The 24,096-nt window shown below is 63.9% G+C and carries 25 protein-coding genes, 1 tRNA gene and 1 pseudogene; 14 read left to right on the top strand and 13 right to left on the bottom strand.

Annotated features, from left to right (window positions below; all coding sequences use genetic code 11):
• A partial coding sequence (locus ATI53_RS16075; RefSeq protein WP_146609895.1) for a transposase occupies positions 1 to 233 on the bottom strand: 233 nt, incomplete at its 3' end.
• 96 nt (positions 234 to 329) lie between these two features.
• On the opposite strand from ATI53_RS16075, the pseudogene ATI53_RS24645 reads away from it, so the two are divergent.
• Together ATI53_RS24645 and ATI53_RS24640 are read left to right on the top strand one after the other, a co-directional pair.
• Positions 330 to 485 (top strand): annotated as a pseudogene (locus ATI53_RS24645) (recombinase family protein); the annotation flags it as partial.
• Positions 474 to 662 (top strand): helix-turn-helix domain-containing protein, encoded by a 189-nt coding sequence (locus ATI53_RS24640; protein WP_282958003.1) that lies wholly within the window; start codon positions 474 to 476, stop codon positions 660 to 662. The pseudogene ATI53_RS24645 and the gene ATI53_RS24640, both read left to right, overlap by 12 nt.
• A 383-nt stretch (positions 663 to 1,045) precedes the next feature.
• On the opposite strand, the gene ATI53_RS16065 is transcribed toward ATI53_RS24640, so the two are convergent.
• The 4 genes from ATI53_RS16065 to ATI53_RS16050 are packed head-to-tail and all read right to left on the bottom strand — an operon-like array spanning position 1,046 to position 5,327.
• Complete coding sequence (locus ATI53_RS16065) at positions 1,046 to 1,954, bottom strand: DMT family transporter (protein WP_009507338.1); 909 nt, start codon at positions 1,952 to 1,954, stop codon at positions 1,046 to 1,048.
• Between the two features lie 28 nt (positions 1,955 to 1,982).
• Positions 1,983 to 3,278 carry an alanine racemase gene (locus ATI53_RS16060; protein WP_111550847.1) on the bottom strand — a complete coding sequence of 432 codons (1,296 nt, stop codon included), beginning with the start codon at positions 3,276 to 3,278 and terminating at the stop codon, positions 1,983 to 1,985.
• Between the two features lie 11 nt (positions 3,279 to 3,289).
• Positions 3,290 to 4,384 (bottom strand): pyridoxal-phosphate dependent enzyme, encoded by a 1,095-nt coding sequence (locus ATI53_RS16055; RefSeq protein WP_111550846.1) that lies wholly within the window; start codon positions 4,382 to 4,384, stop codon positions 3,290 to 3,292.
• A gap of 16 nt (positions 4,385 to 4,400) precedes the next feature.
• Positions 4,401 to 5,327, bottom strand: coding sequence for a GHMP family kinase ATP-binding protein (locus tag ATI53_RS16050; protein WP_111550845.1), 927 nt, complete (start codon positions 5,325 to 5,327; stop codon positions 4,401 to 4,403).
• Between the two features lie 225 nt (positions 5,328 to 5,552).
• On the opposite strand from ATI53_RS16050, the gene ATI53_RS16045 reads away from it, so the two are divergent.
• Entirely contained in the window at positions 5,553 to 6,476 is a 924-nt protein-coding gene (locus tag ATI53_RS16045; protein ID WP_009507334.1) for a LysR substrate-binding domain-containing protein, read from the top strand.
• Positions 6,477 to 6,857: 381 nt separating this feature from the next.
• Positions 6,858 to 7,586, top strand: a complete 729-nt coding sequence (locus tag ATI53_RS16040; RefSeq protein WP_111550844.1) for a tyrosine-type recombinase/integrase — start codon at positions 6,858 to 6,860, stop codon at positions 7,584 to 7,586.
• Between the two features lie 6 nt (positions 7,587 to 7,592).
• Here ATI53_RS16040 and ATI53_RS16035 read toward each other — a convergent pair.
• A tRNA-Cys gene (locus ATI53_RS16035) sits at positions 7,593 to 7,666 on the bottom strand.
• 1,254 nt (positions 7,667 to 8,920) lie between these two features.
• Between ATI53_RS16035 and purE the strand changes: the two genes are divergently transcribed.
• From purE to ATI53_RS16020, 3 genes are all read left to right on the top strand, one after another.
• Positions 8,921 to 9,415 carry a 5-(carboxyamino)imidazole ribonucleotide mutase gene (purE, locus tag ATI53_RS16030; RefSeq protein ID WP_009502321.1) on the top strand — a complete coding sequence of 165 codons (495 nt, stop codon included), beginning with the start codon at positions 8,921 to 8,923 and terminating at the stop codon, positions 9,413 to 9,415.
• 207 nt (positions 9,416 to 9,622) lie between these two features.
• On the top strand, positions 9,623 to 10,693 hold the full coding sequence (locus ATI53_RS16025; RefSeq protein WP_009502322.1) for a 5-(carboxyamino)imidazole ribonucleotide synthase: 1,071 nt from the start codon (positions 9,623 to 9,625) through the stop codon (positions 10,691 to 10,693).
• A gap of 240 nt (positions 10,694 to 10,933) precedes the next feature.
• Positions 10,934 to 11,140, top strand: a complete 207-nt coding sequence (locus ATI53_RS16020; RefSeq protein WP_009502323.1) for a cold-shock protein — start codon at positions 10,934 to 10,936, stop codon at positions 11,138 to 11,140.
• Between the two features lie 84 nt (positions 11,141 to 11,224).
• Here ATI53_RS16020 and ATI53_RS16015 read toward each other — a convergent pair whose 3' ends face one another.
• Positions 11,225 to 11,830 (bottom strand): CDP-alcohol phosphatidyltransferase family protein, encoded by a 606-nt coding sequence (locus ATI53_RS16015; RefSeq protein ID WP_111550843.1) that lies wholly within the window; start codon positions 11,828 to 11,830, stop codon positions 11,225 to 11,227.
• Between the two features lie 106 nt (positions 11,831 to 11,936).
• On the opposite strand from ATI53_RS16015, the gene modA reads away from it, so the two are divergent.
• From modA to ATI53_RS15980, 7 genes are all read left to right on the top strand, one after another.
• Positions 11,937 to 12,704: a molybdate ABC transporter substrate-binding protein gene (gene modA / locus ATI53_RS16010; RefSeq protein ID WP_009502325.1), complete on the top strand. Its 768-nt coding sequence runs from the start codon at positions 11,937 to 11,939 to the stop codon at positions 12,702 to 12,704.
• On the top strand, positions 12,701 to 13,393 hold the full coding sequence (modB, locus tag ATI53_RS16005; protein WP_009502326.1) for a molybdate ABC transporter permease subunit: 693 nt from the start codon (positions 12,701 to 12,703) through the stop codon (positions 13,391 to 13,393). Before modA ends, modB begins: the two co-directional genes overlap by 4 nt.
• Positions 13,390 to 14,487 (top strand): molybdenum ABC transporter ATP-binding protein, encoded by a 1,098-nt coding sequence (gene modC / locus ATI53_RS16000; protein ID WP_111550842.1) that lies wholly within the window; start codon positions 13,390 to 13,392, stop codon positions 14,485 to 14,487. Before modB ends, modC begins: the two co-directional genes overlap by 4 nt.
• Positions 14,488 to 14,608: 121 nt before the next feature.
• Complete coding sequence (locus tag ATI53_RS15995; protein WP_111550841.1) at positions 14,609 to 15,463, top strand: UDP-2,3-diacylglucosamine diphosphatase; 855 nt, start codon at positions 14,609 to 14,611, stop codon at positions 15,461 to 15,463.
• On the top strand, positions 15,460 to 16,578 hold the full coding sequence (locus ATI53_RS15990; protein WP_111550840.1) for a ceramide glucosyltransferase: 1,119 nt from the start codon (positions 15,460 to 15,462) through the stop codon (positions 16,576 to 16,578). The genes ATI53_RS15995 and ATI53_RS15990 overlap by 4 nt, the downstream gene beginning before the upstream one ends.
• 3 nt (positions 16,579 to 16,581) lie before the next feature.
• The gene (locus tag ATI53_RS15985) at positions 16,582 to 17,154 is read left to right on the top strand and encodes a DedA family protein (protein WP_111550839.1); all 573 of its coding nucleotides are present in this window, start codon (positions 16,582 to 16,584) and stop codon (positions 17,152 to 17,154) included.
• On the top strand, positions 17,151 to 17,849 hold the full coding sequence (locus ATI53_RS15980) for a glycosyltransferase (RefSeq protein ID WP_111550838.1): 699 nt from the start codon (positions 17,151 to 17,153) through the stop codon (positions 17,847 to 17,849). Before ATI53_RS15985 ends, ATI53_RS15980 begins: the two co-directional genes overlap by 4 nt.
• Before the next feature lie 9 nt (positions 17,850 to 17,858).
• Here the strand turns inward: ATI53_RS15980 and argE are convergent, their stop codons facing one another.
• From argE to ATI53_RS15950, 6 genes are all read right to left on the bottom strand, one after another.
• Complete coding sequence (gene argE / locus ATI53_RS15975) at positions 17,859 to 18,926, bottom strand: acetylornithine deacetylase (RefSeq protein WP_111550849.1); 1,068 nt, start codon at positions 18,924 to 18,926, stop codon at positions 17,859 to 17,861.
• Positions 18,926 to 19,603 (bottom strand): DUF1028 domain-containing protein, encoded by a 678-nt coding sequence (locus ATI53_RS15970; protein WP_111550837.1) that lies wholly within the window; start codon positions 19,601 to 19,603, stop codon positions 18,926 to 18,928. Before ATI53_RS15970 ends, argE begins: the two co-directional genes overlap by 1 nt.
• An 81-nt stretch (positions 19,604 to 19,684) precedes the next feature.
• The gene (locus ATI53_RS15965) at positions 19,685 to 20,809 is read right to left on the bottom strand and encodes an aromatic ring-hydroxylating oxygenase subunit alpha (RefSeq protein WP_009502334.1); all 1,125 of its coding nucleotides are present in this window, start codon (positions 20,807 to 20,809) and stop codon (positions 19,685 to 19,687) included.
• A gap of 116 nt (positions 20,810 to 20,925) precedes the next feature.
• Positions 20,926 to 22,296 (bottom strand): aminotransferase class III-fold pyridoxal phosphate-dependent enzyme, encoded by a 1,371-nt coding sequence (locus ATI53_RS15960; protein WP_111550836.1) that lies wholly within the window; start codon positions 22,294 to 22,296, stop codon positions 20,926 to 20,928.
• Positions 22,297 to 22,299: 3 nt separating this feature from the next.
• Positions 22,300 to 23,067: a carbon-nitrogen hydrolase family protein gene (locus ATI53_RS15955; RefSeq protein ID WP_111550835.1), complete on the bottom strand. Its 768-nt coding sequence runs from the start codon at positions 23,065 to 23,067 to the stop codon at positions 22,300 to 22,302.
• Positions 23,064 to 24,083, bottom strand: coding sequence for an extracellular solute-binding protein (locus ATI53_RS15950; protein WP_009502337.1), 1,020 nt, complete (start codon positions 24,081 to 24,083; stop codon positions 23,064 to 23,066). The genes ATI53_RS15955 and ATI53_RS15950 overlap by 4 nt, the downstream gene beginning before the upstream one ends.
• Between the last annotated feature and the right edge of the window lie 13 nt (positions 24,084 to 24,096).

Genomic DNA, 24,096 nt, shown 5'->3' with positions numbered 1-24,096 from the left:
GTCCGCGCCTCACCAAAATCGACCGGAAGGAAAACGGTCCCGCGATCCGGCGACCACAAGCCCTTCTTCTTCAGATCACGCCGCCAGCCGTAGATCTGGGAGCGCGTGATCTCGTGCCGCTGCGCCACCTGCGTCACCGACGCGCCGCCGACACCGACCTCCGACAGGATCTCGAGCTTCTCGTCTTCGCTCCACCGCCGGCGCCGCTCAACGCCCAGAACCTCGCCCAGCATGGCCCCTCCTAATAAGACACGTCGTTAAGGACGTCGTTATGCACGTGTCTTAGCTCGGAACCCCGCCGTCAGGCAGGCGGCCTCAATCGGGCGGTTACGTTGGATGCGAAGGGCGCGTCGTTACGTATCCTTGAACCCGAGGTGACGACGGCAGGCGACATGGGGCGCATGGTGATCACCGTCCTCGGCATGGTTGCCGACATGGAATTGAAATTCATCCGGGACCGCCAACGTGCAGGTATCGACGCCGCGAAGGGCAAGGGGATCTACAAGGGGCGGCAGAAGAAGGTCGATGACGCTGAAATTCAGAGACTGGCCGCAGCGGGCACATCCAAATCCCAGATTGCCCGAGATCTAGGGGTTTCGCGCATGACCGTATATAGAGCGCTTGATACGGGAAGTACCAAAGCGGACGCAGATGCGGACTAGGCCCACTGGCAGCTATGCGGACCTTCCGGCCGTTCGCCGCATCTGCAGCCTCACCTTCTCTACTTATCTCCATATCTGCCCGAGAAGCAAAGATCCGCCTGATGGCGGTGCAGCATGCCGGGCATGCTGCCTCCGATAGCGGACATCCACATTTCGCTTCATAAACGGAAAAATCCTAACGCGCAGCTAGTATGCGGGGCTGGTATGTTGACCGTATATAGCTGACGGTTCCACAACGATGATTGTGGAGCATCAGGCTCTATCTGAGACGCATACAAGGAGTACGTCAGTCGATGAAGAAGCGGGCGGCTCATGTATTTGAGCGTTAGCGTCCAAGGACCGCCTGACCGTCTGTCACACCACCACCACCGTGCCGCGGGTCTTCATTGCATCGGCTTTCGGTTTCGGGAGAAGGCTAGGTAGCAGCCTCCGCAAAGGATAAGAACCATGCCGCCCCATGTCGCGGCCAAAGGAATTTCGCCGAAGAAGAGCCATCCGAAAAGGGCGCCCCAGATGATCCAAGTGTAGCGGATTGGACCGATTAGGGCGGCGTCCGATCGTCTGAAGGCGAAAATGTTGCAGAGCTGGCCCGCTAGGGCGATTGGTCCCAGAAGAAGAAGCAGACCGATTGCGGCGGGACCGAGTGAGTTCCAAGAAGCCGCGGCCGGAACCGAAAAGAGGACTGTTCCGAAAAGACTGACATAGAAAAGTACGCTCACGCTCGTCTCTGAGCGCGCCAGCTTCTTGATCATGATGCTCTCAGTTGCCACGAGAAACGCACCTAGTAGTGCCGCACTGGCCGGCAACATGTCCTCAAGCCGCACCGTGGCCGCCCCGCTGGCAAGAACGACTACGGCTGCCCCGAGAAGGCATAAAGCGGCGGCCGCCCACTGCTTGGCAGAAAAGCGTTCACCCAACAGCACCACGCCTAGGATGATGACGAACAGGCCGTCCAAGAGTCCGATTGCGGTTGCACTGGTTACCGACATATGGCTCGCGGCGTAGATCGCGGCCATGCCGCCGCCGCCGCCGGCCATGGCTCGCAGCCCATGCACCGGCACCTGCCGCGAGCGCACCTTGGCCCGTTCGGAAGGGAAAATGGTGATCCAGAGTGTCATCGCGATCAGCGCGCCGACGTATCGGAACCAGATGAGCTGGCCTGCGGAGATGCCGCCGCCGCTGAGCCTTCCGGAGATGTAGATGAAGCCGAACAGCCCTACGCCGAGGAATGCCCAGAACACCCCGGTCAGGTTGCTGCCCGCAAGATTCGGCTTCATTGTCGCATAGGTCATGGGGGCATATCTTTATGAGAGGTTAGTATCAGAAGAGGAAGCGCAAGCTGGAGGGGCTGGCCCCGAATGCCGACGTGACGAACTCGTGCTGCACGCCACCCATCCATTTGGCGATGCGCGGGATCGTAGGGGCGCAGTCTGTCCCGTGGAAGTCGGTCGTGAGGAAGCACATGTCGCCCGTCTTAAGGTTGCCGCCTCGCGCGGATTTGGCGGCGATGGTCGAGATGTTCATGGATTGCCGTCCAAGGAACCTGTGAGGCGAACCATCGGGACCTATGCACCAAGCCGGTAGCTCCGTTTTCCCGATGCCTTGCTGATAGCGGCTCAGGGTTAGCCAGCCTGCACCTAGGAGAGCCACGTCCTCACCGTTCGCCGCCTCGACTGCGTATGACCGCTCATAGCCAACCGTCTCCCCGACCTGACGGTGCACGACATCACAGACAGCCGTGGATACATGCATCACCTGGGACGTGTTCCGCTCTCCATGCCCGTTGCCCTCCGTCAATCCGAGGAGCGAGCTGCCGATGCGGTCGAATACAGCACAGCCGAGATCCAAGAGACTATCGCTCTGTCCGAACGCACAGGACGACGCGGATGAGTAGGCGGATAGTTCTGGCAGCTTGCGACCATTCTCCCGCATATGACGCAGAAGCACCGAGACCGCAGCGCGAAACTTGTCGATGGCAACGCGGCTCGGGTCGTCTCGATCCGACGGGTCTGCGTTTCCGGCATCCGGAAGATGGCAGGCGATGCTCGCGACCGTTACATTCGGCATGGCCATGATGTCGCGCGCCAGGACGTCGATATCATCAAGGTCCCTGAAGAAGAACCCGTTCCGTCCTAACCCGGCCGCATCTAGGGTGAGGTGGATCTCCGCGCGTGCCCCAAAATGAGCGTGAAGACGGGAGATTCGCTCGATCTTGTCGCGCGAGGCGGCCATCTCGCGAATGCGCCACCCGGCGCGGGCGGCCTGACTAATTTCAGCCTCTGTCCCGACCCTGAGCCGGAGGAGCGGGGTGTTGGGGGCCATCTTCCGCAGCGCGACGAGCTCATAGTTATCTACGGCTGCCATGTGAGTGCACTGGTCAAGAAGGCACGAGCCAACGAGGTCGATGCCATGCCCATAGGCATCGCCTTTCAGGACCGCGCAGAGGCCTCGCGCTCCAAGTCGACGTCGAATGATGCCGACGTTTAGGGATAGCGCCTCACGGTCAATGCCCACCAACACCGGCTTCCCGCCGTCGCGCTGCTGAGATGCCAAGGTCGCTCTGTTGAACCTCAACCTGCGGGATGCACTGAATGAAGAATCGGAATGCATGTTCATGGCGCGGCCCTTCAGGGATTGTAACCGGCGTGCCGGGGGAGCGGCGGGTGACCGGCGATGGCCTCGAAGGGCTTTCGGCCCCACGTCATCCGGCACCACCCCTCGGTAATGTCCTCAAGGCTTTCTTTGTCTTGGGGGCTGTCCCACGTTACACGCAGGTCGTCCGGCCAGCGATCGAGCCATTCCGGATCAAAAAGGGTCTCAACATATCTCACGCCGTGATCGGGAAGAATCGTCAGCACGTTGCGGTCCGGCTCCCGTTCCGCATGCCACTTCGCTACCGTCAGCGCGGCTCCGCTCGACGCGCCGACCAGCAGCCCGGTCTCGGCGTGAAACTGATGGACTTGCTGCACCATCTTGGGAACTGGCACCCAGTGGACCTCGTCGCAATCTTGGAAGCTGACATTGCCCATCGGAATGCCGGCGCCCATAGCGAGAACCTGCTCGAAGGACTCACGGCACATTCGTGTAATCTTGCTGGCCTTCGCCCCGAAAATGACACTCCTGTTGTGGTCGACTGCAACGACCTTCAGGCTAGGGTTATCTTCTAGCAGGACGCGGGCGAAGCCAAACAGGGATCCCCCCGAGCCGACAGTTCCGACGAGCGTGTCAAAACGGCGGCCTTCATCGAGAAGCTTCGTGGGAAAAGGGCGATAGGACGCGGCATTCAACGGGTTCGTGTGTTGCTTGGGCCAGAAGGCGTCAGGGTTCTCTTGGAGCAGCTCTGCAAGCACGCCAAGCCGCGCCTGCTGGATCCCGCCTTCGCAGAGATTGCTCTGATTGACCACATGGAGCTTTGCCCCGAGACTTTCGAGTCTCCAGCGAACGACTTGGGAGACCGGCCCTGTGACGAGGGTGAGGTGTAATCCGAATTGGGAGCACAGGATCGCGAGCGCGAGGGCAAAGGTGCCCGAACTGCTTTCGATGACGTGACTGCCATGCACCAAGCGCCCGGATGAAAGCGCGTCCTCAATTATGCTCTTTGCCGGCGTGAATTTCATGAGGTCGAACTTCGCTGCGGTCAGGTTCGGGCGAAGGTTGACGAACATCGGCTCGGAGAAGGTCCGAAGCACACTGGGGTGGGGCTTGGCAAAATTGATGGTCATGGTGAACTTTCCGATGTCAGATTCTGTAAAGACCGAGATAGCGGCTGCCCCATGACGTGATTTCCGATGAGGCTTCATTTAGGCTGGATTGGAGGGGGAGAGCATCAAGGGGAAAAATTAGTCCTGTGACCGTTCCCGAGTGAGAAATGCAGATACCCGACGCACTCAACGTCTTCCGGAGTACCAGCAAGTGCTCAATATTGCTCTTGGGGTATTTCCGCTCGTTGATCATGGCGCTTTCCGTGGCGATCGCCGCCAAGGAGCGGACGTCGCCGTCACGGACTGCAAGTCTCAGGCGTTGCAGGAGCTCGTCGAAGTGGCCGATTTCGGCAGCAGAGTATTCGGCCGGAGGCATGTCATCGGTAACGAAGACTTCGCCAGGCATCATGTTGACGCCAAGGACGTAGAAGGGCGGAAGCCTGACGCCGAACTCCTCCCTGACCTTGCCATCGCGCTGCGCGAAAAGCCTTACGTTGTGATCCAGCATCGTGGAGTCGCACGCTTCCTCGACGCTGAGCACGAGCGCGACGAGATCATCGATGCCCGTCAGGTGCCCGCATGCCTGATCCAGGGCGCGGACGGTGGCAACGATATCGGCAGTTGATGAGCCCATTCCGATGCCAGATGGGATGCTGCTGATGATGTCGATCCGGAAATCTTGATCACGCGGCACATGGTGGAGGTTGCGGTATGTTTGTGCGGCCCGTGCCACCTTGCTCAGGCCGCGTGGCGCCTCAATGTCGCCATCCCCGGGAACGATTATCGCGCGAGCAGTCGAGCCGACGCTCCGGCACGACAGCGTCACCAAACCCCTGAAGCTGCCTCCCTGGCCATCGCTAAACCGCCCTTGCAGCAGTTCCCCGAAGTGCCCCGAGCAATGGCCGACCCCCTGCCACAGCCAGCTATGGGGATCCAGTCTCTCGAAATTCATCGTCTGCAGCATGTTCGCACCCGGGTTGCGTTGCAGCGCGGCAGACGCTCATGAAAATACATGGCACCATACCGCAGCAGATTATTGCAAAAAACACGCTCCCCGCCTGTTGCGCGGGCAGCCTATACTGACGAATAGGTAGCAGTTGCCCCTTCCGTCATGACCATATCTACCGAGGTTCACAGAGATCAAATAGAGAGGTTCACATCTTCCATTCATTTGTGATATGGGTGAGTGATGAAGTTGACGACGACCCAGATCGAAGCTTTTTCCGCAGTCTTGGCGGTGGGAACAGCGACGGGTGCGGCGAGTATTCTCAACACATCCCAACCCTCCGTCAGTCGTTCCATCAAGCAGTTGGAAGACGCGACGGGGCTGCGGTTGTTCGACCGCTCTAAAGGAGGTTTCCTCCCGACCGCTGCGGCAGTGGAGCTGTCGGCGGTGATAGAAGAGTCCTACCGCGGCATGAACGACATCCGCAGGACGGCCGAGGCTATCAGAAAGCGTGAGACAAAGCAGATTCGCATTGCCTGCCTGCCGGCATTCTCAAACATGTTTCTTGCCGACGCTATCTCGAGGCTTATGGAGAGGGATCCTACCCTCTCCGTCTCAGTCCAGTCCTTGCTGTCGAAGGAGGTTCATTCAGCGGTGCACAAGGGCCTCATCGACATCGGCATTGCTGCCTACGAGGTGGATGATCCCAATCTTTCGGTTCACCGGTACACGACCATGAGCGAGGTCGTCTTACTGCAGCGCTCCCATCCGCTGGTAGAGGAGGAAGTGATTAGGCCACAGCATCTGTCAAGGCAGAACCTGATCCTGCTGTCGGCCTTCGACCCGTATCGCATCCGTCTTGATAATCTTCTTGCCTCCGAGAATGTCTACCCGTCCAGGACGCTGGAGGCGGAGACATCTGCCGGAGCCTGCGCCTTGGTAGCCTGCGGGATGGGCGCGGCGATTGTGAACCCGATAACCGCTCTGGAATATCTCGACAGGGGACTGGTGATCAGGCCGTTTTCTCATGACCTTCCCTTCGTGACGACCGTCGTCTCCGCGAAATCCGGCTCGCAGCCAAGGCTCGTCCGCGAGTTCGAGAAGACCCTTGTAGCGAAACTTGCGTTGGCGAAGGCCGAAATCGCATGCCGCCTATGCTCTCAATGACAAATATCCTCCGCTCTTATCCAGTCTCGCTGCACAGCCAGCGTGCCACCGAAACGCCAGATACTCTTTGCAGAAATCAAAGCGGCCTTACTGAACCCTCACATGGGTTTCTAAAGATGGCAACGGCGGTGAGGAAACCTGCGCGATCCGCTTGTCGCAACTGCTAACGCCGCGGAAAGCACCAACGGCTGCTTTGGAGAAGCTGCACCGCAGCAGCAGGTCGGGCCTCACAACCCGCTAGGACTCAACTCTAATTTCTGTGACTGCACTCGCTGCGACAAGCATGAACGGCGGCTTTGGGCTCCTTCAAGCCGTTCGCTGCGGTCTGGCACACATCCCGATCACATCGAAGCGGCAGTGCAGTGTGTCGCCCGAGGCCGGATGCTCCGCCGAGATCATCTCGCCATCCTATGTGAGCACGCGATCGATCTTGGCTGGCTCTCGCAGAACCCAGCGAAGGGCGTCCGCCATTTGCCGACGCCCGACGACAAGAAGCAGGCCCACCTGCCGTGGACCGACCAGGCTGTTGCAACCTTCCGAGAGCAGGCGACGAGTATCGAGCGGCTTATCTTCGAGATTGGCGTCGGCACGGTGCAGCGGCCCGGGGACTGGGTGGATTTCACCTGGTCGGACTTTGACGGCGAGACGCTGGCGGTTCAGCAGAACAAGACCGGCTACGCGCTTCAATTGCCCTGTACAGCGGAGCTGAAGACCGCGCTGCTTGATGCGCAGACGTGGTTTGACGGTGCTGCGGCGGAGGGGCCGATCCTGCGCACGCAAACCGACGGCAAGATGAGCTATCGCAACATGGCGCAGATCATGCTCAAGGCGCGGCGGCGCATGCAGCTGGAGCAGTTCGACCTGCACGCTCTGCGCTACCGCGGAATCAAGGAGTTGGCCTGGGCGGGCTGCTCTGACGACGAGATTAAATCTTTCAGCGGCCACGCGACCGACGCGATGGTCCGGAAATATGCCGGTGAAGCGCGCCAGATCATGCGGGCGCGGCAGGCGGCAGAGAAGCGAAATGACACGGGGAACGAACGGGGATCAGAGAAAGAACCTGATACCCACAGTGATACCCCTAAGAAGAGGAACCAGCTATGTCATTGAAAATAATGGAGGCGAGTACCGGAATCGAACCGGTGTACACGGATTTGCAATCCGCTGCGTAACCACTCCGCCAACTCGCCATTTCAATCATCTAGGTGATCCGTGGTTAGGGCCGACACACCCTCTGCCGCACTTTCTATTTTCGTTCTGTTCTGTTCGCAAGGCGAAAATCACCCCCGCTGTCCGGCTCTGCCGCGCTGGCGCATATGCCGTGTGTATTGCTGGTCCGTGCGCTTGCTCTGTCCCGTAACCGATGCGATCAGAACATCATCGCAACCGGCCAGCGGCAACTTCACGACAGCGACATAGCGCGGTACATACAGGTCGTACTTTTGTGCCCTCACTGCCGGCCGGCGCTACGGGCGTCGGCCGGGGTAGCAGCCGCTCACGCTGCAGGTGCCGCGCACACGGTGTTGGGTCGCCCTCCGGGAACTAAGTTTGTAGGCGCAGCTCCGAATTCATGCCGCCGTGCTTTTCGGAACAGCAACACGCCGTCCCGCTTGCGGGGACCATCGACGCTTTGGTCAATTTCGATCTTCTTGACGGACGGGTTCCCGTATCAGGACGGGCGGTCCGGGCGCAGAAGGCTGAACGGGTCAAACTGGAACCGCCCACCAGCCGCCCGGATTTCCGCTTTGCCCATGGCCGGTGCCTGATGTCCGCGACTTTGCTCAAGCCGACGCGGATCGGAGACCGCAGGCCGGGCTTATCAGCGGTGGCCTGTTCGGGCGGGGGCCTACTCGGCGCGGTCTACCCGTTGACCGATGTTCCGGACGGTCAGGAACTGCAATGTAACTTCGTGGCGGATGGTAGACCGCGCGACAGGGCATGGGCGTTCCCCAGATGGCCTCACGACCAAGGCGCCCTGCGCCCGGAACGGCGCGCGGCCCTGCCATGAGGACAGCGATCACGCGGGGTGAGACGACGGGCTGACTTGGCTTCGGCATTGTCTTGGCGGATCATTCAGGCCGACCGAGCGTGCGGCTTGGGGATCGAGCCCGGACTGCAGACGGGATCCGGCAAAATATGGAAACGCGCCAGATCCCGACGCGCAGGTCCCGCAGGACGTGCATCACGTGGACCAATGGCCGCGCGACCTGGCCGCCCGATGCGCCAACACGTCGACGAACGCCGGGCGCGCCGAAATCCGCGACAAGACATGGCCGAAAGGTCCGCCGGTGTTATGGGAACCGCCTCTGGATGCGCTATTTTTCAGCATGAGCGACCGCTGAACAGCTTCCGCCACAAGCGGACTCGGTGCGCGCCCCGCCGCAGGCATGGACAACCCTGCGAGGCGAGGTATGATGCCGCCTCTTTCGCGATGAGGACACGGGATGCCGGGACAGGAAATCAAGGTCGGGATCATCATGGGCAGCCAGTCCGACTGGCCCACGATGCAAGAAGCCGCACGGATTCTGGATGAGCTGGGCGTCGCTTACGAGAGCCGCATCGTGTCGGCGCATCGCACGCCCGATCGGCTTTGGTCCTATGGCAAACAGGCGACCGGACGCGGATTGCAGGTGATTATCGCCGGGGCGGGCGGGGCGGCGCATCTGCCGGGGATGATGGCATCCAAGACGCGCGTGCCGGTGATCGGGGTGCCGGTACAGACCCGGGCGCTGTCGGGTGTCGACAGTCTGTATTCCATCGTTCAGATGCCGCGCGGCTTTCCGGTCGCCACGATGGCGATCGGCGGGGCCGGGGCGGCCAACGCGGGGCTGATGGCCGCTGGCATCCTGGCGCTGAGCGATGCGGCGCTGGCCGACCGACTGGATGCCTGGCGCGAAGCTCTTTCTGCGTCGATCCCGGAAGAGCCGTCCCGCGACTGACGCGGGCCACTGACCTGCGCGACTGACGCGGGCCACTGACCTGCGCGACTGACGCGGGCCACTGACCTGCGCAACTGGCGCGGGCCACTGACCTGCCCGACAGGCGCTGGCCATCGAGCTGAGCGACTGGCGCTGGCCATCGACCGACACGCTTGCGGCGGGCGGCGTTTCAAGGGAAAACGCCACACGGCAGCACGGAGACCCCTTATGACAAATCCCCTTCCCCAGGGCGCGACCATCGGCATTCTCGGCGGCGGCCAACTGGGCCGAATGCTGTGCGTGGCGGCAAGCCGTCTCGGGTTCAGGACGCATGTGTACGAACCTGCGGGCGCCCCCCCCGCGGGTCAGGTCGCCAATGCGCTCACGACCGCGGGCTATGACGACACGGCGGCGCTTGACGCCTTCGCCGCCTCGGTCGACGTCATCACCTATGAATTCGAAAACATCCCCACCGAAGCTCTGGACCGGCTTCAGGCGCTGCGCCCGATCCGGCCGGGCCGCGAGGCGCTGCGCGTCAGCCAGGACCGGCTGACCGAAAAGACCTTTCTTACCGACCTGGGGCTGAAAACCGCGCCGTTTGCCGATGTCACGGACCAGGCCAGCCTGATCGCGGCGCTGGCCACCATCGGCACGCCCGCGATCCTCAAGACGCGGCGGCTGGGCTATGACGGCAAGGGTCAGGCGCGGATCGCGGCGCCCGACCAGGCCGAAGCGGCGCTGGCGCAGATGAACGGCGCCCCGGCGATCCTGGAAGGGTTCGTGCAGTTCCAGTATGAGGTTTCGGTGATCGCCGCGCGCGGCGCCGACGGGGCGGTTGCCTGTTTCGATCCGGGTGAGAACATCCATCGGATGGGTACCCTGCGCACCACCACCGTGCCCGCCCGGTTGTCGACCCGGCAGGCGACCGATGCGGTGCTGCTGGCCGCGCAGGTGCTGAACGCGCTGGACTATGTGGGCGTGATGGGGGTCGAGCTGTTCGTGACGCCGCAGGGCCTGCTGGTGAACGAGGTGGCGCCGCGTGTACACAATTCCGGCCACTGGACCCAGAACGGCTGCGTTATCGACCAGTTCGAACAGCATGTGCGCGCGGTGGCCGGCTGGCCGCTGGGGGACGGCAGCCGCTATGCGGATGTCCAGATGGAAAACCTGATCGGCGATGATATGGACAGGCTGCCCGATCTCGCGCGCGAAGCGGACACCGCGATCCATCTTTATGGCAAGTCCGAGGTCAAGGCCGGGCGCAAGATGGGCCATGTCAACCGCATCATGCGTGGTTGACCGATCCGGCGGCGCCGGCCTTTTGCGCAAAACTGGCGGCGCCCCGATCGGGGCGCTCTCCTTATGGGTGCAATTCGGGTTGCAAAAAACTTGCGCCGACTCATCACGCATGAAATATTGAATGTGCTTACGTTCTTCTACTTCGACGACCAACCCTTACGGCCAGTGTCTTTCGAATATGACGACAAGGCCAGGCTGCCGCAGTCCCGCGGGCAGCGTCAAAACCGAAGGGTTCCCGCCATGGCAACCGGCACCGTCAAATGGTTCAATACCACCAAGGGTTATGGCTTCATTGCCCCCGAGAACGGAAATAAGGACATTTTCGTCCATATATCCGCGGTCGAGCGTTCCGGCCTGACCGGTCTTCAGGACAATCAGAAGGTATCATTCGAACTGCAGTCGGGTCGCGACGGACGCGAGAGCGCAGTCAACATCGAACTTCTCTGATCTCTCTCCGAGAGCGGCGACAGCCCTGAAAGGCGCGTCCCGGTCGGCGCGCCTTTTGCGTTGCTGACAGCCCGGTAGCAAGGGCTAGCGAAACAGCGCCCAGCCAGCGTACAATCGCGTCAAGGTTGTAACGACGCAGGCGGCGGCGTAGATCCCCGCAAGCCAGGGAAAGGCGGCGGGCCACAGGCAGAACAGCACGAACAGGGCGATGGTTTCGGTGCCCTCGGTCAGCCCGCCAAGGTAGAAGATGCCCTTGGTCGGATAGTCTGCGGCTTTCAGTCCGCGCCGCTCCGCAATCACCGAAAACGCCAGGAACGACGATCCGGTCCCGACGAAGCTGGCCAGAAGCACCGCGGCAGGCAGCGCGTTCGCGCCCGGATCGGCCAAGGCGAACCCCAGCGGGAACAGCGCGTAGAATACGAAATCCAGCGCAATATCTAGAAAGGCGCCCCGGTCCGTCGGCCCGGCCATCCGCGCCACCTCGCCATCCAGCCCGTCGGCCAGCCGGTTCGCCACAAGCCCCGCAAGCGCAAGACCAAACGCGCCGCAAGCCACCGCCGCCACCGCGCAAAGCCCGATGGCAAAGCCCGTCAGCGTGATCGCGTCGGCCCGCGTGCCGTGGGCGTGCAGCCAACGGGCCGGGGGTCGCAGCAGGCGGCGTTGAAACGGCAGGATCCGTGCGTCCAGCATCCGGGGGCCTTTCGGTTGGGGCGGCGGCGAGTGAACCGCGCGCCGCTTGCAAGTGCAAGGTCGATCCATGACACTGTGCCCGCGCCCATCATCCGGAGGCAGGCCCATGTTTCGCTTTATGTTTCGCCCGGTGTCCCGGCGCGGCCTTGCCGCGCTGCTGACCATCTGCGCGACGGGCGTGGCCGCCGACACCGTCACCGTGTTCGCCGCGGCAAGCACCAAGACCGCGCTCGACGAGATTTCCGCCCTGTACGCCGGTTCGACGGGCAACCGGGCAGTGGTGTCGTTTGCGGGATCGTCGGCGTTGGCGCGCCAGATCGAATCGGGCGCCCCGGCGGATGTGTTCATTTCGGCCGACACCGGCTGGATGGACCGGCTGGAAGATCAGGGGCTGGTCGATCCGGCCACCCGCCGGGATCTGCTGGGCAACAGCCTTGTGCTGATCGGGACCGGCGGCGATCCTGTCGCGATCACGCCGGATCTGGATTTGCCCGCGCTGCTGGGCAATGGCAGGCTGGCCATGGCGCTGGTCGACGCGGTGCCCGCCGGCATCTACGGCAAGGCGGCGCTGCAAGGCCTGGGCCTGTGGCAGGGTGTTGCGCCCCATGTGGCACAGACCGACAACGTGCGTGCCGCGCTGGCCCTTGTCGCGTCGGGCGAGGCGCCGCTGGGCATCACCTATGTCACCGACGCGGTGGCCGAACCGCGCGTCACCGTGTTGGGCCGCTTTCCCGCCGAAAGCCATCCGCGCATCGTCTACCCCGCAGCGGCGGTGACCGGCGGAGCTGCGCTGGATTTTCTGGATTTCCTGCGCTCACCCCGGGCCCGGGCCGCCTTTGCCGCGCAGGAGTTTGTGGTGCTTGGCGACGAATGACCTGGCTTGGCCCCGAGGAATGGCAGGCCGTTGCGCTGTCGCTCAAGGTGGCGCTTTGGGCCACCTTGGGCGGGCTGCCGCTGGGCATCCTCACCGCCTATGCGCTGGCGCGCTGGTCGTTTCCTGGCAAGCAATTGCTGAACGGGTTGGTACATCTGCCGCTGATCCTGCCGCCGGTGGTCACGGGGTACCTGTTGTTGCTGACCTTTGGCACGCGCGGCCCCATCGGCGGCGCGCTGCAAGAGATCGGCATCACCTTCGCCTTTCGCTGGACGGGGGCGGCACTGGCGGCGGGGATCATGGCCTTTCCGCTGATGGTCCGCGCCATCCGCCTGTCGGTCGAGGCGGTGGACCCCAGGCTTGAAGAAGCGGCCGCGACGCTCGGCGCCTCGCGCATGTGGGTGTTCGCCACCGTGACCCTGCCGCTCAGCCTGCCGGGAATCCTGGCGGGTGCGGTGCTGGCCTTTGCCAAGGCAATGGGAGAATTCGGCGCGACCATCACCTTTGTGTCCAACATCCCCGGCGAGACGCGCACCATGCCCTCGGCGATCTATGCCTTTCTTCAGGTGCCCGGCGGCGAATCCTCGGCGCTGCGATTGGTCGCGGTGTCGGTGGCCATCGCCATGTCGGCGCTGCTGCTGTCCGAAATGCTGGCGCGCCGGGCCGCCGCACGGGTGGCAGGTGCATGACTCTGCGCGTGGATATCCGCCAGACGCTCGGGCGCTTTGTGCTGGATGCGCAATTCGTCGCGCCGCCGGGGGTGACGGTGCTGTTCGGGCGGTCGGGGTCGGGCAAGACGTCGATCGTCAACGCAGTGGCCGGGCTGTCGCGGCCTGGAGACGGCCGCATCACGCTGAACGACAAGCTGCTGTACGATGGCGCGCGGCGCGTGTTCCTGCCGCCGCACAAGCGCAGGCTGGGGTATATCTTTCAGGACGCCCGGCTTTTTCCGCATCTCAGCGTGCGGCAGAACCTGCGCTACGGCGGTTGGTTCGCGGGGCAGCACGACCCTGCCGACTTTGCGCGCGTGGTCGAGATGCTGGGGATCGGCGCGCTGCTGGATCGCCGACCGGGCCGGTTGTCCGGGGGGGAACGCCAGCGTGTTGCCATCGGGCGGGCCTTGCTGTCGCGCCCGGCGCTGATCCTTGCGGACGAACCGCTCGCAGCGCTGGACGAGGCGCGCAAGGCCGAGATCCTGCCCTATTTCGAACGGCTGCGCGATGAAACACGAATGCCCATTCTGTATGTCAGCCATGCCCCGGCCGAAGTTGCGCGGCTGGCGACATCTGTCATCGCGCTGGACGGAGGCAGGGTGGTGGCGCAGGGCGCTGCGGCTGAAATCCTTGGCGACCCGTCGGTGACCCCGCTGGGCCCCCGCGCCGCCGGAGCAATGTTGCAGGCGGTGATCGCCGTGCAGCACGGCGATGGCATCACCGAGCTGTCCGCCGGCGACCTGCGCCTTCTGGTGCCGCAGATCGCGGGCGCGCCCGGCGCGGCGGTCAGGGTTCATGTGCAGGCGCAGGATGTGATGCTTGCAACCGCTCGCCCCGAAGGCATTTCCGCGCTGAACGTGCTGCCCGCACGGATCACCGCGCTGCGGCTGGGCGGGGGGCCGGGGGCGCTGGTACAGCTTGACGCGGGTGGGAACCTGCTGCTGGCGCGGGTTACGCGGCGGTCGGTGGCGGCGCTTGGGCTGGCCCAGGGGCAGGCGGTGTTCGCCGTGCTCAAGGCGGTGTCAGTCGCGCGCGACGGCATCGCCGGCGCGGCCGGATCGCAACGCTGATGCGGCATCGCGGCAAAAGCCGTTGCCCCTTGGGAACCCTTGCGCGTCTGGCGCGTTTGCGCGTCATAATGCCGATACACGCACGGGCCATAAGTCGCGCGAGCGAACAAGGATTTTACCCATGGCGCCCATTGCTTCCCGTTCGTCGGGCCATGCAGGTCATGTCGGTCATGCCACGCGCACGAACGGTCTTCGCAGTCTGTTCCTGTCGGATCTTCATCTTGGCGCGCGTGCGAGCCGGCCTGCGCAGGTTCTGGATTTTCTCAAGGGGGTCGAGGCAGACACGATCTATCTTGTCGGGGACATCTTCGATCTCTGGCATGGCGGGCGCGTGCACTGGAACGACGCCCATGAGGCGGTGATGACAGATCTTGCGGTGCGTGCGGGCAATGGCGCGCGCATCGTCTACCTGCCCGGAAATCATGACGCGGCGATGCGCGTCCCCGATGCGCGGGTCGCCGGATGGGAGCTGCGCGAGGCGGTGGTGCACCGGGCCGCCGATGGGCGGCGCTACCTTGTGCTGCACGGCGATCAATGCGATCCGCGCTTTCTGCGCTGGCATTTCATGACACGGCTGGGCAGCCGCCTTGACGCGATGCTGCGCCAGACCGATCTCTGGCACCGTCGCCACTTCGCGCTTGCGCACGATGCCCCGAGTCCGGCGCAAAGGATTATCGAGCGAGCCAATACGCTGCTGGCCATGGGCGACAGGTTTGAAAAGCGGCTGGTCAAACTGGCGCGCGCCAGTGGCACCACGGGCGTGATCTGCGGGCATTCCCACAAGCCGGTCCTGCGCCACCACGACGATGTGATTTACGCCAATTGCGGCGACTGGATCGACAGCCTGACTGCTTTGGCCGAAGATCAGTCCGGCGCGCTGCGCATGATGCAGCACGTTGCGCCGCCCGCTGCCGCGCCCTCGGGACCCAGGCCCGCGACCGGCAAGGGCGGTGCGCTGGCGGAGGGCATGGCATGACGCTGCTGCTGGTCTGCGTGGTTCTGGGCCTGCTGGGCATCCACCTTGCCACTGCGGCGCTTGCGGCCTGGCGGTATCGCGATGCAACGCCGGTGCGGGCCGCGCCGGACAGCCCGTTCGTGTCGCTGGTGCGCCCGGTCTGCGGATTGGATGCCTTTGACGAAGAGACGCTGGAATCCTCGTTCCAGCAGGATTACCCCCGCTACGAGGTAATCTTTTGCGCGGCCCGTGAAAGCGATGCCGCCGTGCCGCTGGTGCGCCGGATCATCGCGCGCAACCCGCAGGTCGCGTCTTGTCTGCTGATCGGTGATACCGCCATCAGCGGCAACCCCAAGCTGAACAACCTGCACAAGGGCTATGGCGCGGCACGCGGCGGCTGGCTTGCGATGACCGACAGCAACCTGTTGCTGCCGCGCGACTATCTGGCGACGCTGGTGGCGCGCTGGGATGCCCGCGCCGGTCTGGTGACATCGCCGCCCGCCGGGATTCGGCCGGGAAATTTCTGGGGTGCGCTGGAATGCGCGTTTTTGAATACCTCGCAGGGGCGCTGGCAACTGGCGGCGGATGCGCTGGGGTTTGGCTTTGCCCAGGGAAAGACGCTGTTCTGGAAACGCGACGTGCTGGAACGGGGTGGCGGTCTTGCGGCGCTGGGGCGCAACCTTGCCGAAGATGTCGCCGCGACCAAGCTGGTGCGCGCTCAGGGGTGCCGTGTGCGCCTGGCGCCACGGCTGTTTCCCCAACCGGTCGGCACTCGCGATGCCCGCAGCGTCTGGGACCGCCAGCTGCGCTGGAGTCGGGTGCGCCGCGATGGGTTTCCGCTGATTTTCGCCGCTGAAATCGCGCAGGGGCCGATGCTGCCGCTGGTCGCGCTTGTGACGTTGGTCTTGTCGGGCGCGCTGTCCGGGTGGGCGCTGCCGGGGCTGCTGGCGGTCTGGTACGGCGCCGAATGGGCGCTGGCGCGGCTGGCGGGCTGGCCGTCGAGGCTGCGCGATGTTGCAGCCATGGGCGCGCGCGACCTCTTGCTTCCGGCGCTGTGGGGGGCCACATGGGCAGGGCGCACCATCACCTGGCGCGGAACCGATATGGCCCCTGTCAGGACAGGGCCGGCGGAGTAGCACTTGTTGGGACTTGAAACCGTGGCTGCCCTGATCGCCAAGGACGGGCTCGTCCTGCTTGCGCCCATTGCGGTGCTTGAGGGGCCAATCGTCACCGTCATCGCAGCCTGGCTGGCATCGCGCGGGCTGCTCGATGTCTGGAGCGTCGGCGTGGTGGTCATTCTTGCGGACCTGCTCGGCGACGCAGTGTTCTATTCGCTTGGGCGCTGGGGGCTGCACCGCCTGCCGATCCGCTGGCGGTATCGCATGGGGCTGTCGCGGGCGCGGCTTGCGCAGGTATCCGGGCATTTCCAGCGCAACGGCGTCAAGACGCTGGTGGTGGGCAAGCTGACCCATTCCGCCGGAGCGGCGGTGCTGGTCGCGGCCGGGCTTGCGCGGATGCCGATGGGGCGGTTCCTGTGGGTGAACCTTGCGGCGACGATTCCAAAAAGCCTGTTTTTCGTGGCCATCGGATATGCGTTCGGATCCGCCTACAGCCGTATTGATGACTGGATTGCACGGATCTCTTTGCTGCTTCTGGGCGTTATTCTGCTGGCCGGGATCGTCTGGCTGATCAAAAGGACAACATGGAAATGACCGCCGCCACCCTGACCTGCATCATCCCCGCCTATAACGAGGCGCCGCGCATCGGCGCGGTGCTGGACGCGGTGCTGGATCACCCGCTGATCGACGAGATCCTGGTGGTCGACGATGGGTCCACCGACGACACCGTTGCCCGCGCTCGCGCGGTGGCGCAGCGCGCATCCCGTCTGCGGATCATCCGGCAAGAGCGCAACGGCGGCAAGACCTGCGCCGTCACGCGCGGCATCACCGAAGCGACCGGCAGCCACGTCCTGCTGCTCGACAGCGACCTGCTGGGGCTGCGTACGGATGAACTGAGCGCGCTGATCGCGCCGGTGCTGGAGGGGCGCGCCGATGCCTCGCTGTCCCTGCGGGGCAATGCGCCGCTGGTCTGGCGCGGTCTCGGGATCGACTATATCTCAGGCGAAAGGGTGATGCGGCGCGATCTGCTGGCCAGCCGCACCGACACGCTTCTGGCGCTGCCGAAATTCGGGCTTGAGGTGTTCGTCAACCGGCTGTGGATCGAGCAGGGGCTGCACATCGCCGTGGTCCGCTGGCCCGGTGTCGAAAGCCCGATGAAGCACCAAAAGCGCGGCGGCTGGATCGACGGGCTAAAGGCCGACGCGGCGATGCTGGGCGACATCTTTCATACGGTCACCCCGATGGAAACGCTGCGCCAGGTGTTTTCGCTGCGCGCGCGCAGGGTCTAGGGCGCGTCGTCACACCAGCGCCCTCAGCATGTCCACGCAACGCGTCAACTGTTCGATGTCGATGAACTCGTCGGGCTGGTGGCCCTGGGCCATGTCGCCGGGGCCGCAGACCACGGTGGGCAGCATCGGGGCAAAGAATCCGGCTTCGGTCCCGTAGGACACTTTGATCAGACCGCGCGACAGAGCGCGGATCCGGGACAGCGCGGGGGCATCCGGGTCCGCATCAAGGCCGGGATAGGCGAAGGTTCTGGACACCTCGATGCCGGTCAGCCCATCCATCACCCGCGCCAGCAGATCGGCGGGGTCGTCCACCGCCAGATGGCGCGCCTCGAACAGCACTTCGGCGCTGTCGGGCACGATGTTCAGCGCCGTGCCACCGCGCAGCACGCCCACATGCAGGGTCGAGCAGGGCACATCATAGCCATTGTCCTGCGCCCCGTCAGCGATCAGCGCGGCCTGTTCGCGGCGCAGCGCGGAGACCAGATCGCAGGCCCCGTGCAACGCGTTGCGAAACATCGGCGCCATGGCGGAATGCCCGGCCTGACCGGAGCATACCCCGCGCCAGGCGATCTTGCCCTTGTGTCCCGTCGCCATGCGCAGGGACGTCGGCTCGCCCACGACACACAGCTTTTGCGGCCCCAGCGCGCGCACGGCGTCCATCATGTGCGGAATACCGATGCAGCCGAGTTCCTCGTCCCAGGACAGCACAATGGAAACCGGACCGGCATCGGCGGGCATGTCCTCGGCCAGGGTCAGCGCGCAGGCGACAAAGCCTTTCATGTCGGTGGTGCCGCGCCCATATAGCCGCGTGCCCTCGCGGGTCATCGCGAATGGATCGCGGGTCCAGGGCTGGCCCTGGGTCGGAACAACATCCACATGCGCCGACAGGATCGTGCCGCCGCTGCCACCCCTGTTGGCAACCAGCCCGGCCTTGTGTCCGCAGGGCGAGGGCACGCGCGTCACATCGAAGCCGCAGGCGACAAGATGGGTCTGCGCCCAGTCGATCAGCGCAAGGTTGCTGTCTTTCGACACGGTGGGAAAGGCGATCAGCCGGTCGAGAAGCTCAAGCACGCGCATCATTCATCCCCCGGAACGCCATAGGACGGCGCGGCTGCCGGGTTGAGCGCCCGCGTGACGTAGTCTTTCGCCTGCGGGGCGTAAACCTGCCAGGCGCGTGAGATGAAATCAATCGGGCAGCCATCGTCGATCCAGTCGCAGCGCAGTTCGGCATAGGGCCATGCCTGCCGGTCGACGATCAGCAGCCCGGCGGACCGCACCGGCCCGGCCTCGCCCCCCGCCTTCAGGCCCGCGCGCATGGCGGCGATCAGGCGGTCGCCCAGCGGGCCCGTGGCGGTCTCGAAACCCGCGACGATGGCCGTCGGCACGCCGTCATTGGCCAGCAGGTTGCCGCCCGACACCGCGTCGCGCCCCATGGCGGAGGTCCAGATGCCCAGCGAATTCGGCCCGGAATGAATGCCGGTCACGCCCTGCGCATCCACCGTCAGCACCTGCCGGTAATCCATGTGGTCGCGCGTGGCGACCAGCTTGGCCACGGCCTGCGCCGCCGACATGCCGCCCGCCATAAGATCCAGCGCCGCGGTGCCCAGCCGCGGGTCGGTCACGTTCTGCGATGCCACCGCGCCGACGCCCGCGCGCGCAAAGGCGCAGCGCGCCGCGACAGCGGGCGACGAGGACGAAATCGCCACCCCGAATTGCCCTGTTTCGGCGCAGCGCGCCACCAGTGAAAACGTCATGAGGTCACTCTCCGGGGTGGCCCCGGCCCTTGCATTGCTCACGCCCCGCGCGACGGTGGCGCGCAGGCCATATGGATCGCGTCACCCCGGAAGACGCGACGCGATCCATGTGGCGAATTCGTAATTCGGACGCTCCAGATGCGACAGTGCGCCCGGCACCGCGTGTCTGGACTGCATCCCCTTCCAGACCCGTTCGGTGCAGCCGCGATCTTCGTCATTCACATCGTCCAGCAGGCCCTTGAGCGCGGTGAAATGCTGTTCGGCATCGGCATCGGCGATGAAATCCGGGCTCAGCCCGCCACCGTACAGGATTTTCACGCCGCCCGGCCCGTCTGGCATCAGGCTGAGATACCAGAAATAGCCCGGCGTCAGGGTGATCATCAGCGACGGATAGATCGCCAGCAGCCAGGTGCGGTAGCGGTCCTCGCCTTGCAACGCGGTGTTGTCCCTGTGGGCGATGGACAGCGCGATGCTGTCATCCTTGAGAATATGGTGAAAGTTGAACCCCGAAAACCCCTGCGGGCAGGTCATCCTGCGCAGATCGACCGCGCCGCCGATGGTGCCACCGTGGCACACCGGCAGATGATAGCTTTCCATGAAATTCTCGGCGAGGATCTTCCAGTTGGTATCCCAGCGGTGTTCCTCGCGAAAGGTCTCGACGTAGTTTTCCATCGGCAGATAGCCGACAAGATCATCCATCTCCTTCAGCGTTTCGGCGGGTTCGGGCAGGTCGGGGTCCAGCGTGACCATGATCCAGCCTTTCCAGTTGACGCAACGCACCTGCGGCAGGCCGGTCGCCTCTTTGCAAAAGCTCTGGTTCAGGTCCATCGCGGGCGCGCCGCGCAACGCGCCGTCGAGGTTATAGGTCCAGGCGTGATAGGGGCAGACGATCGACCGCACGTGCCCGCGCCCTTCGAGCAGGGTCGACATGCGGTGGCGGCATACGTTCGACATCGCACGCAGATCGCCGGCGCGGTCGCGCAGCACCATGATGGGTTCGCCCGCGATTTCCATGGTCATGTAATCGCCCGATTCTTTCAGCGATTCCGCCCGCCCGGCGCACAGCCAGCTTGCACCAAAGACGTGCTGCTGTTCCAGGTCCAGGAAATCTTTGGACGTATAGACCGACACGGGCATCGCCTGCGCGGCCTCAAAGGGGGTGGCGACATTGGCGCGCAGCTCGGCTGCGGGATCGTGAACGTTCATTCCGCGGGGGCCTTTGAAAAATTGATACGGCAGGCGTTATGGGCCTGCCGGAAACTGTGCCAGAGCGTATTGCTTTGGGAAAGTAGCTCTTGTCGAAGGTGTGGCTTAGGCGTTGGCTATGCCGCCAGATCGTCCATCACTTCGGCAATGCTGTCGCGCAGGATGCCGCCGACCTCGGCGATCTGAGCGGGCGTCAGGATCAGCACAGGCGACAGGATCAGGATGTTCCCCAGCGGGCGCGCCACGAGGCCCCGTTTCTGCGCCGCCTGCGCCACACGCATGCCGATGTTCAGATCGGGGTCGAACATCGCCTTGGTGGCTTTGTCCTTGACCAGTTCGATGCCCATCATGAAATGGCTGCCGCGCACCTCGCCGACGATGTCCAGATCGGCCAGGCCACGCAGCGTGTTTTCGAACAGCTTGCCGGTGGTCTGTACCTGGCCCGGCAGGTCGTCGCGTTCCATCAGCGCGATATTCGCCAGCCCGGCGGCGGCGGCGGCGGGGTGGCCCGAATAGGTCATGCCATGGGTGAACATGGCGCCTGGCGCGCTGATGACTTCGTGAACCTCATCCGCGAAAATGGTGGCCGACAGCGGCTGATAGCCCGAGGTCAGACCTTTGGCGGTGGTGATGATGTCGGGCTGGAAATCGAACAGGTCCCTGGACGCAAAGAAATGCCCAAGGCGGCCAAAGCTGGTGACAACCTCGTCCGAGATCACCTTGATGTCGTAGCGCGCGCACAACTCGGCGGCGCGTCTGTGATAACCGGCGGGTGGCACGATGACCCCGCCCGCACCCATGATCGGCTCGCCGATGAAACAGGCGATGTTTTCCGCCCCGATGGATTCGATGCTGGCTTTCATGTCGGCCATCAGCGAATCCAGAAACTCGGGTTCGGTCATGCCGTCGCCTTCACGCCAGAAATGCGGTTTCGCAAGGTGATGCACGACTCCTTCGGCCTTGTGCCAGCCTTCGGAATAGCCCGGCGTCGTCATGGCGATCGCAAGATGGGTGGACCCGTGATAGGCGCCATGGCGGCTAAGCACCATGCGCTTTTTCGGCCGGCCAAGGCGCTTGTAATAATGGTGCAGCACCCGCACGGCGGTTTCATTCGCCACCGACCCGGAATTGCCGAAATGCACCTTGTTGAGGTTCCCCGGCGCCAGTTGCGCCAGCTTTTCCGCAAGCGCGGCGGCGGCGGGGTGGGTGAAGCTGTAGAAGGTCGAATAGAAATCCAGCGTGTTGAGCTGGTCGGTGACCGCGTCGATGATCTCGGCCCGCTTGTGGCCGACATTGACACACCACAGCCCGCCGATGCCGTCGATCAGCTTGTTGCCTTCGCTGTCGGTGACATAGCTGCCTTCGGCTGCGACAATCGCGGTGCGCGCGCCGTTCTGCTTGAGCGCGTTCAGGTCGGCCCAGGACTGCACCAGGTGCACATCGGTGGTAAGGATTTCATCGGTGGTGACGGGCAGATCAAGGGTCATGGATCAGATCTTTCTGAAATCGGTCAGTTGGGTGGACAGCAGCAGCGGGTCGATGCCCCGCGTGCCGGGAATGTCGGTCATCAGCAGCGTTTCCTGCGCGCCCGCCTGCGCCAGAACCGCACCCAGCGGCCCGGCGATCACCGAACAGCCGCCGAACGCCAGCCCGGCATCCTCGCCGCAGTAATTGGCATAAGCGACGGTGACGTTCAGTTCCGCCGCGCGGGCGGGCACCAACAGGCGCTGCACATGTTCAAACCCCTGCGGATTGGCGGTGGGCACCAGAAACAGCGTGACACCCCGCGCGGCCAGCGCGGTCACATGGGCGGCGTGTTCGATGTCGTAACAGATCAGCAGGGTGCATTTGACGCCCCCCAGATCAAAGCTGCAAAACCCGTCGCCGGGCTGGAATGACGCGCGCTCCATCGGGCCGAACAGCTGGACCTTGCGATAGTGGCCCAGCACCTTGCCATCGGAACCGAATGCGGTGGCGGCGTTGTAGACGGCGTCCCCGTCGCGTTCGGCCCAGCCGATGGTCAGCCCGCAGCCGGCATCGCGTGCCATGGCCGCCAGCCGGGTTTCCCATGCGCCGCCGCGCGGTTGTGACAGATCGCGGTGATGGTCGGGGTGGTTGTAGCCGGGCAAATAGAGTTCGGGCATCACCAGCATCGACGCGCCCGCCGCCGCAGAGGCGGCAAGCTGGCGCCTTATGGTGGCAAAACCCGCCTCGGTGGCCCCGCTTTGCACGGGGCCCTGATAGAGCGCGAGCTTCATTTTTTCAGGTTGGTCCAGATCGCGTCGTACATGACCTGGATGTCCTCGGGGCAGGCTTCGACGAAAACGGTTTTCGTGCCTTCGGGCGGGTTGGCTTCGGGGGAATCGGCGACCTCTGGGTCCAGAAATTCGGTAACACCCGTCACGCCGGCGGAATATTGCGCGTAGTTGGTAAGCGTGGCGGCGTTTTCCGGTTCCAGCATGAAGTTCATGAAGGCCAGCGCCGAGTCGCGGTTGGGCGCATCCTTGAGCAGGGCGAGGTTGTCCATCCACACGATGACGCCCTGCCTGGGAAAGGCATATTCGATCGGGGCGCCTTCGCCGCGCGCCTTGGCGGCAAAGCCCGACCAGATCATGCCCGCCGCGGCATCGCCCGAGGTCAGCACGTCCTTGGCCACGTCCGACCCGAAGCTGGCCCAGTCGGGTTTGGCCCCGGTCACCAGCGCGTTCAGCGCCTTGAGCTGTTCGCGGTCAGAGGTGCATTGCGGGATGCCCAGATGCATCGACGCCAGCGTCAGCAATTCGCCCGAGGTGTCCAGAACGTTGATCTTGCCGGCCAGTTCCTCGGGCGGATCGAAGATGATGGCGGTGTCCTGGATGTCGCCGTCAAACACCTCGCGGTTGACGGCAAACGAGGTCGAGCCCCACTGATAGGGCACCGACGATTTGCGGCCCTCGTCAAACGGGACTGTCAGCCACTGGGTTTCGATGTTGCCGAGGTTGGGCATTTCCTCTGGGGCAAAGGTGTCGAGCATGCCCTCGTCGGCAAGGATCTTGACCATGTAATCGCCCGGAACGGCGATGTCATAGGCCCCCAGCTTGCCCGCCTTGAGCGAGGCCAGCAGCGATTCATTGCTGTCGTAGGTGTCCATGGTGACCGCGATGCCGGTTTCTTCGGTGAACGCGTCCAGCAATTCCTGCGGCATGTATTCGAACCAGTTGTACAGCTTCAGCTCTTGCGCCTGCGCGGCCGAGGCCGTCAGCGCGACAAGCGAGGTGGCCAGGAATTTGTTCATGTCTTGTGCTCCA

It is taken from the genome of Salipiger aestuarii (assembly GCF_003259905.1).
Taxonomy (GTDB): domain Bacteria; phylum Pseudomonadota; class Alphaproteobacteria; order Rhodobacterales; family Rhodobacteraceae; genus Salipiger; species Salipiger aestuarii.
The sequence above is the reverse complement of the archived record's forward strand: the minus strand, read 5'-3'. Positions and strand labels throughout refer to the sequence as shown.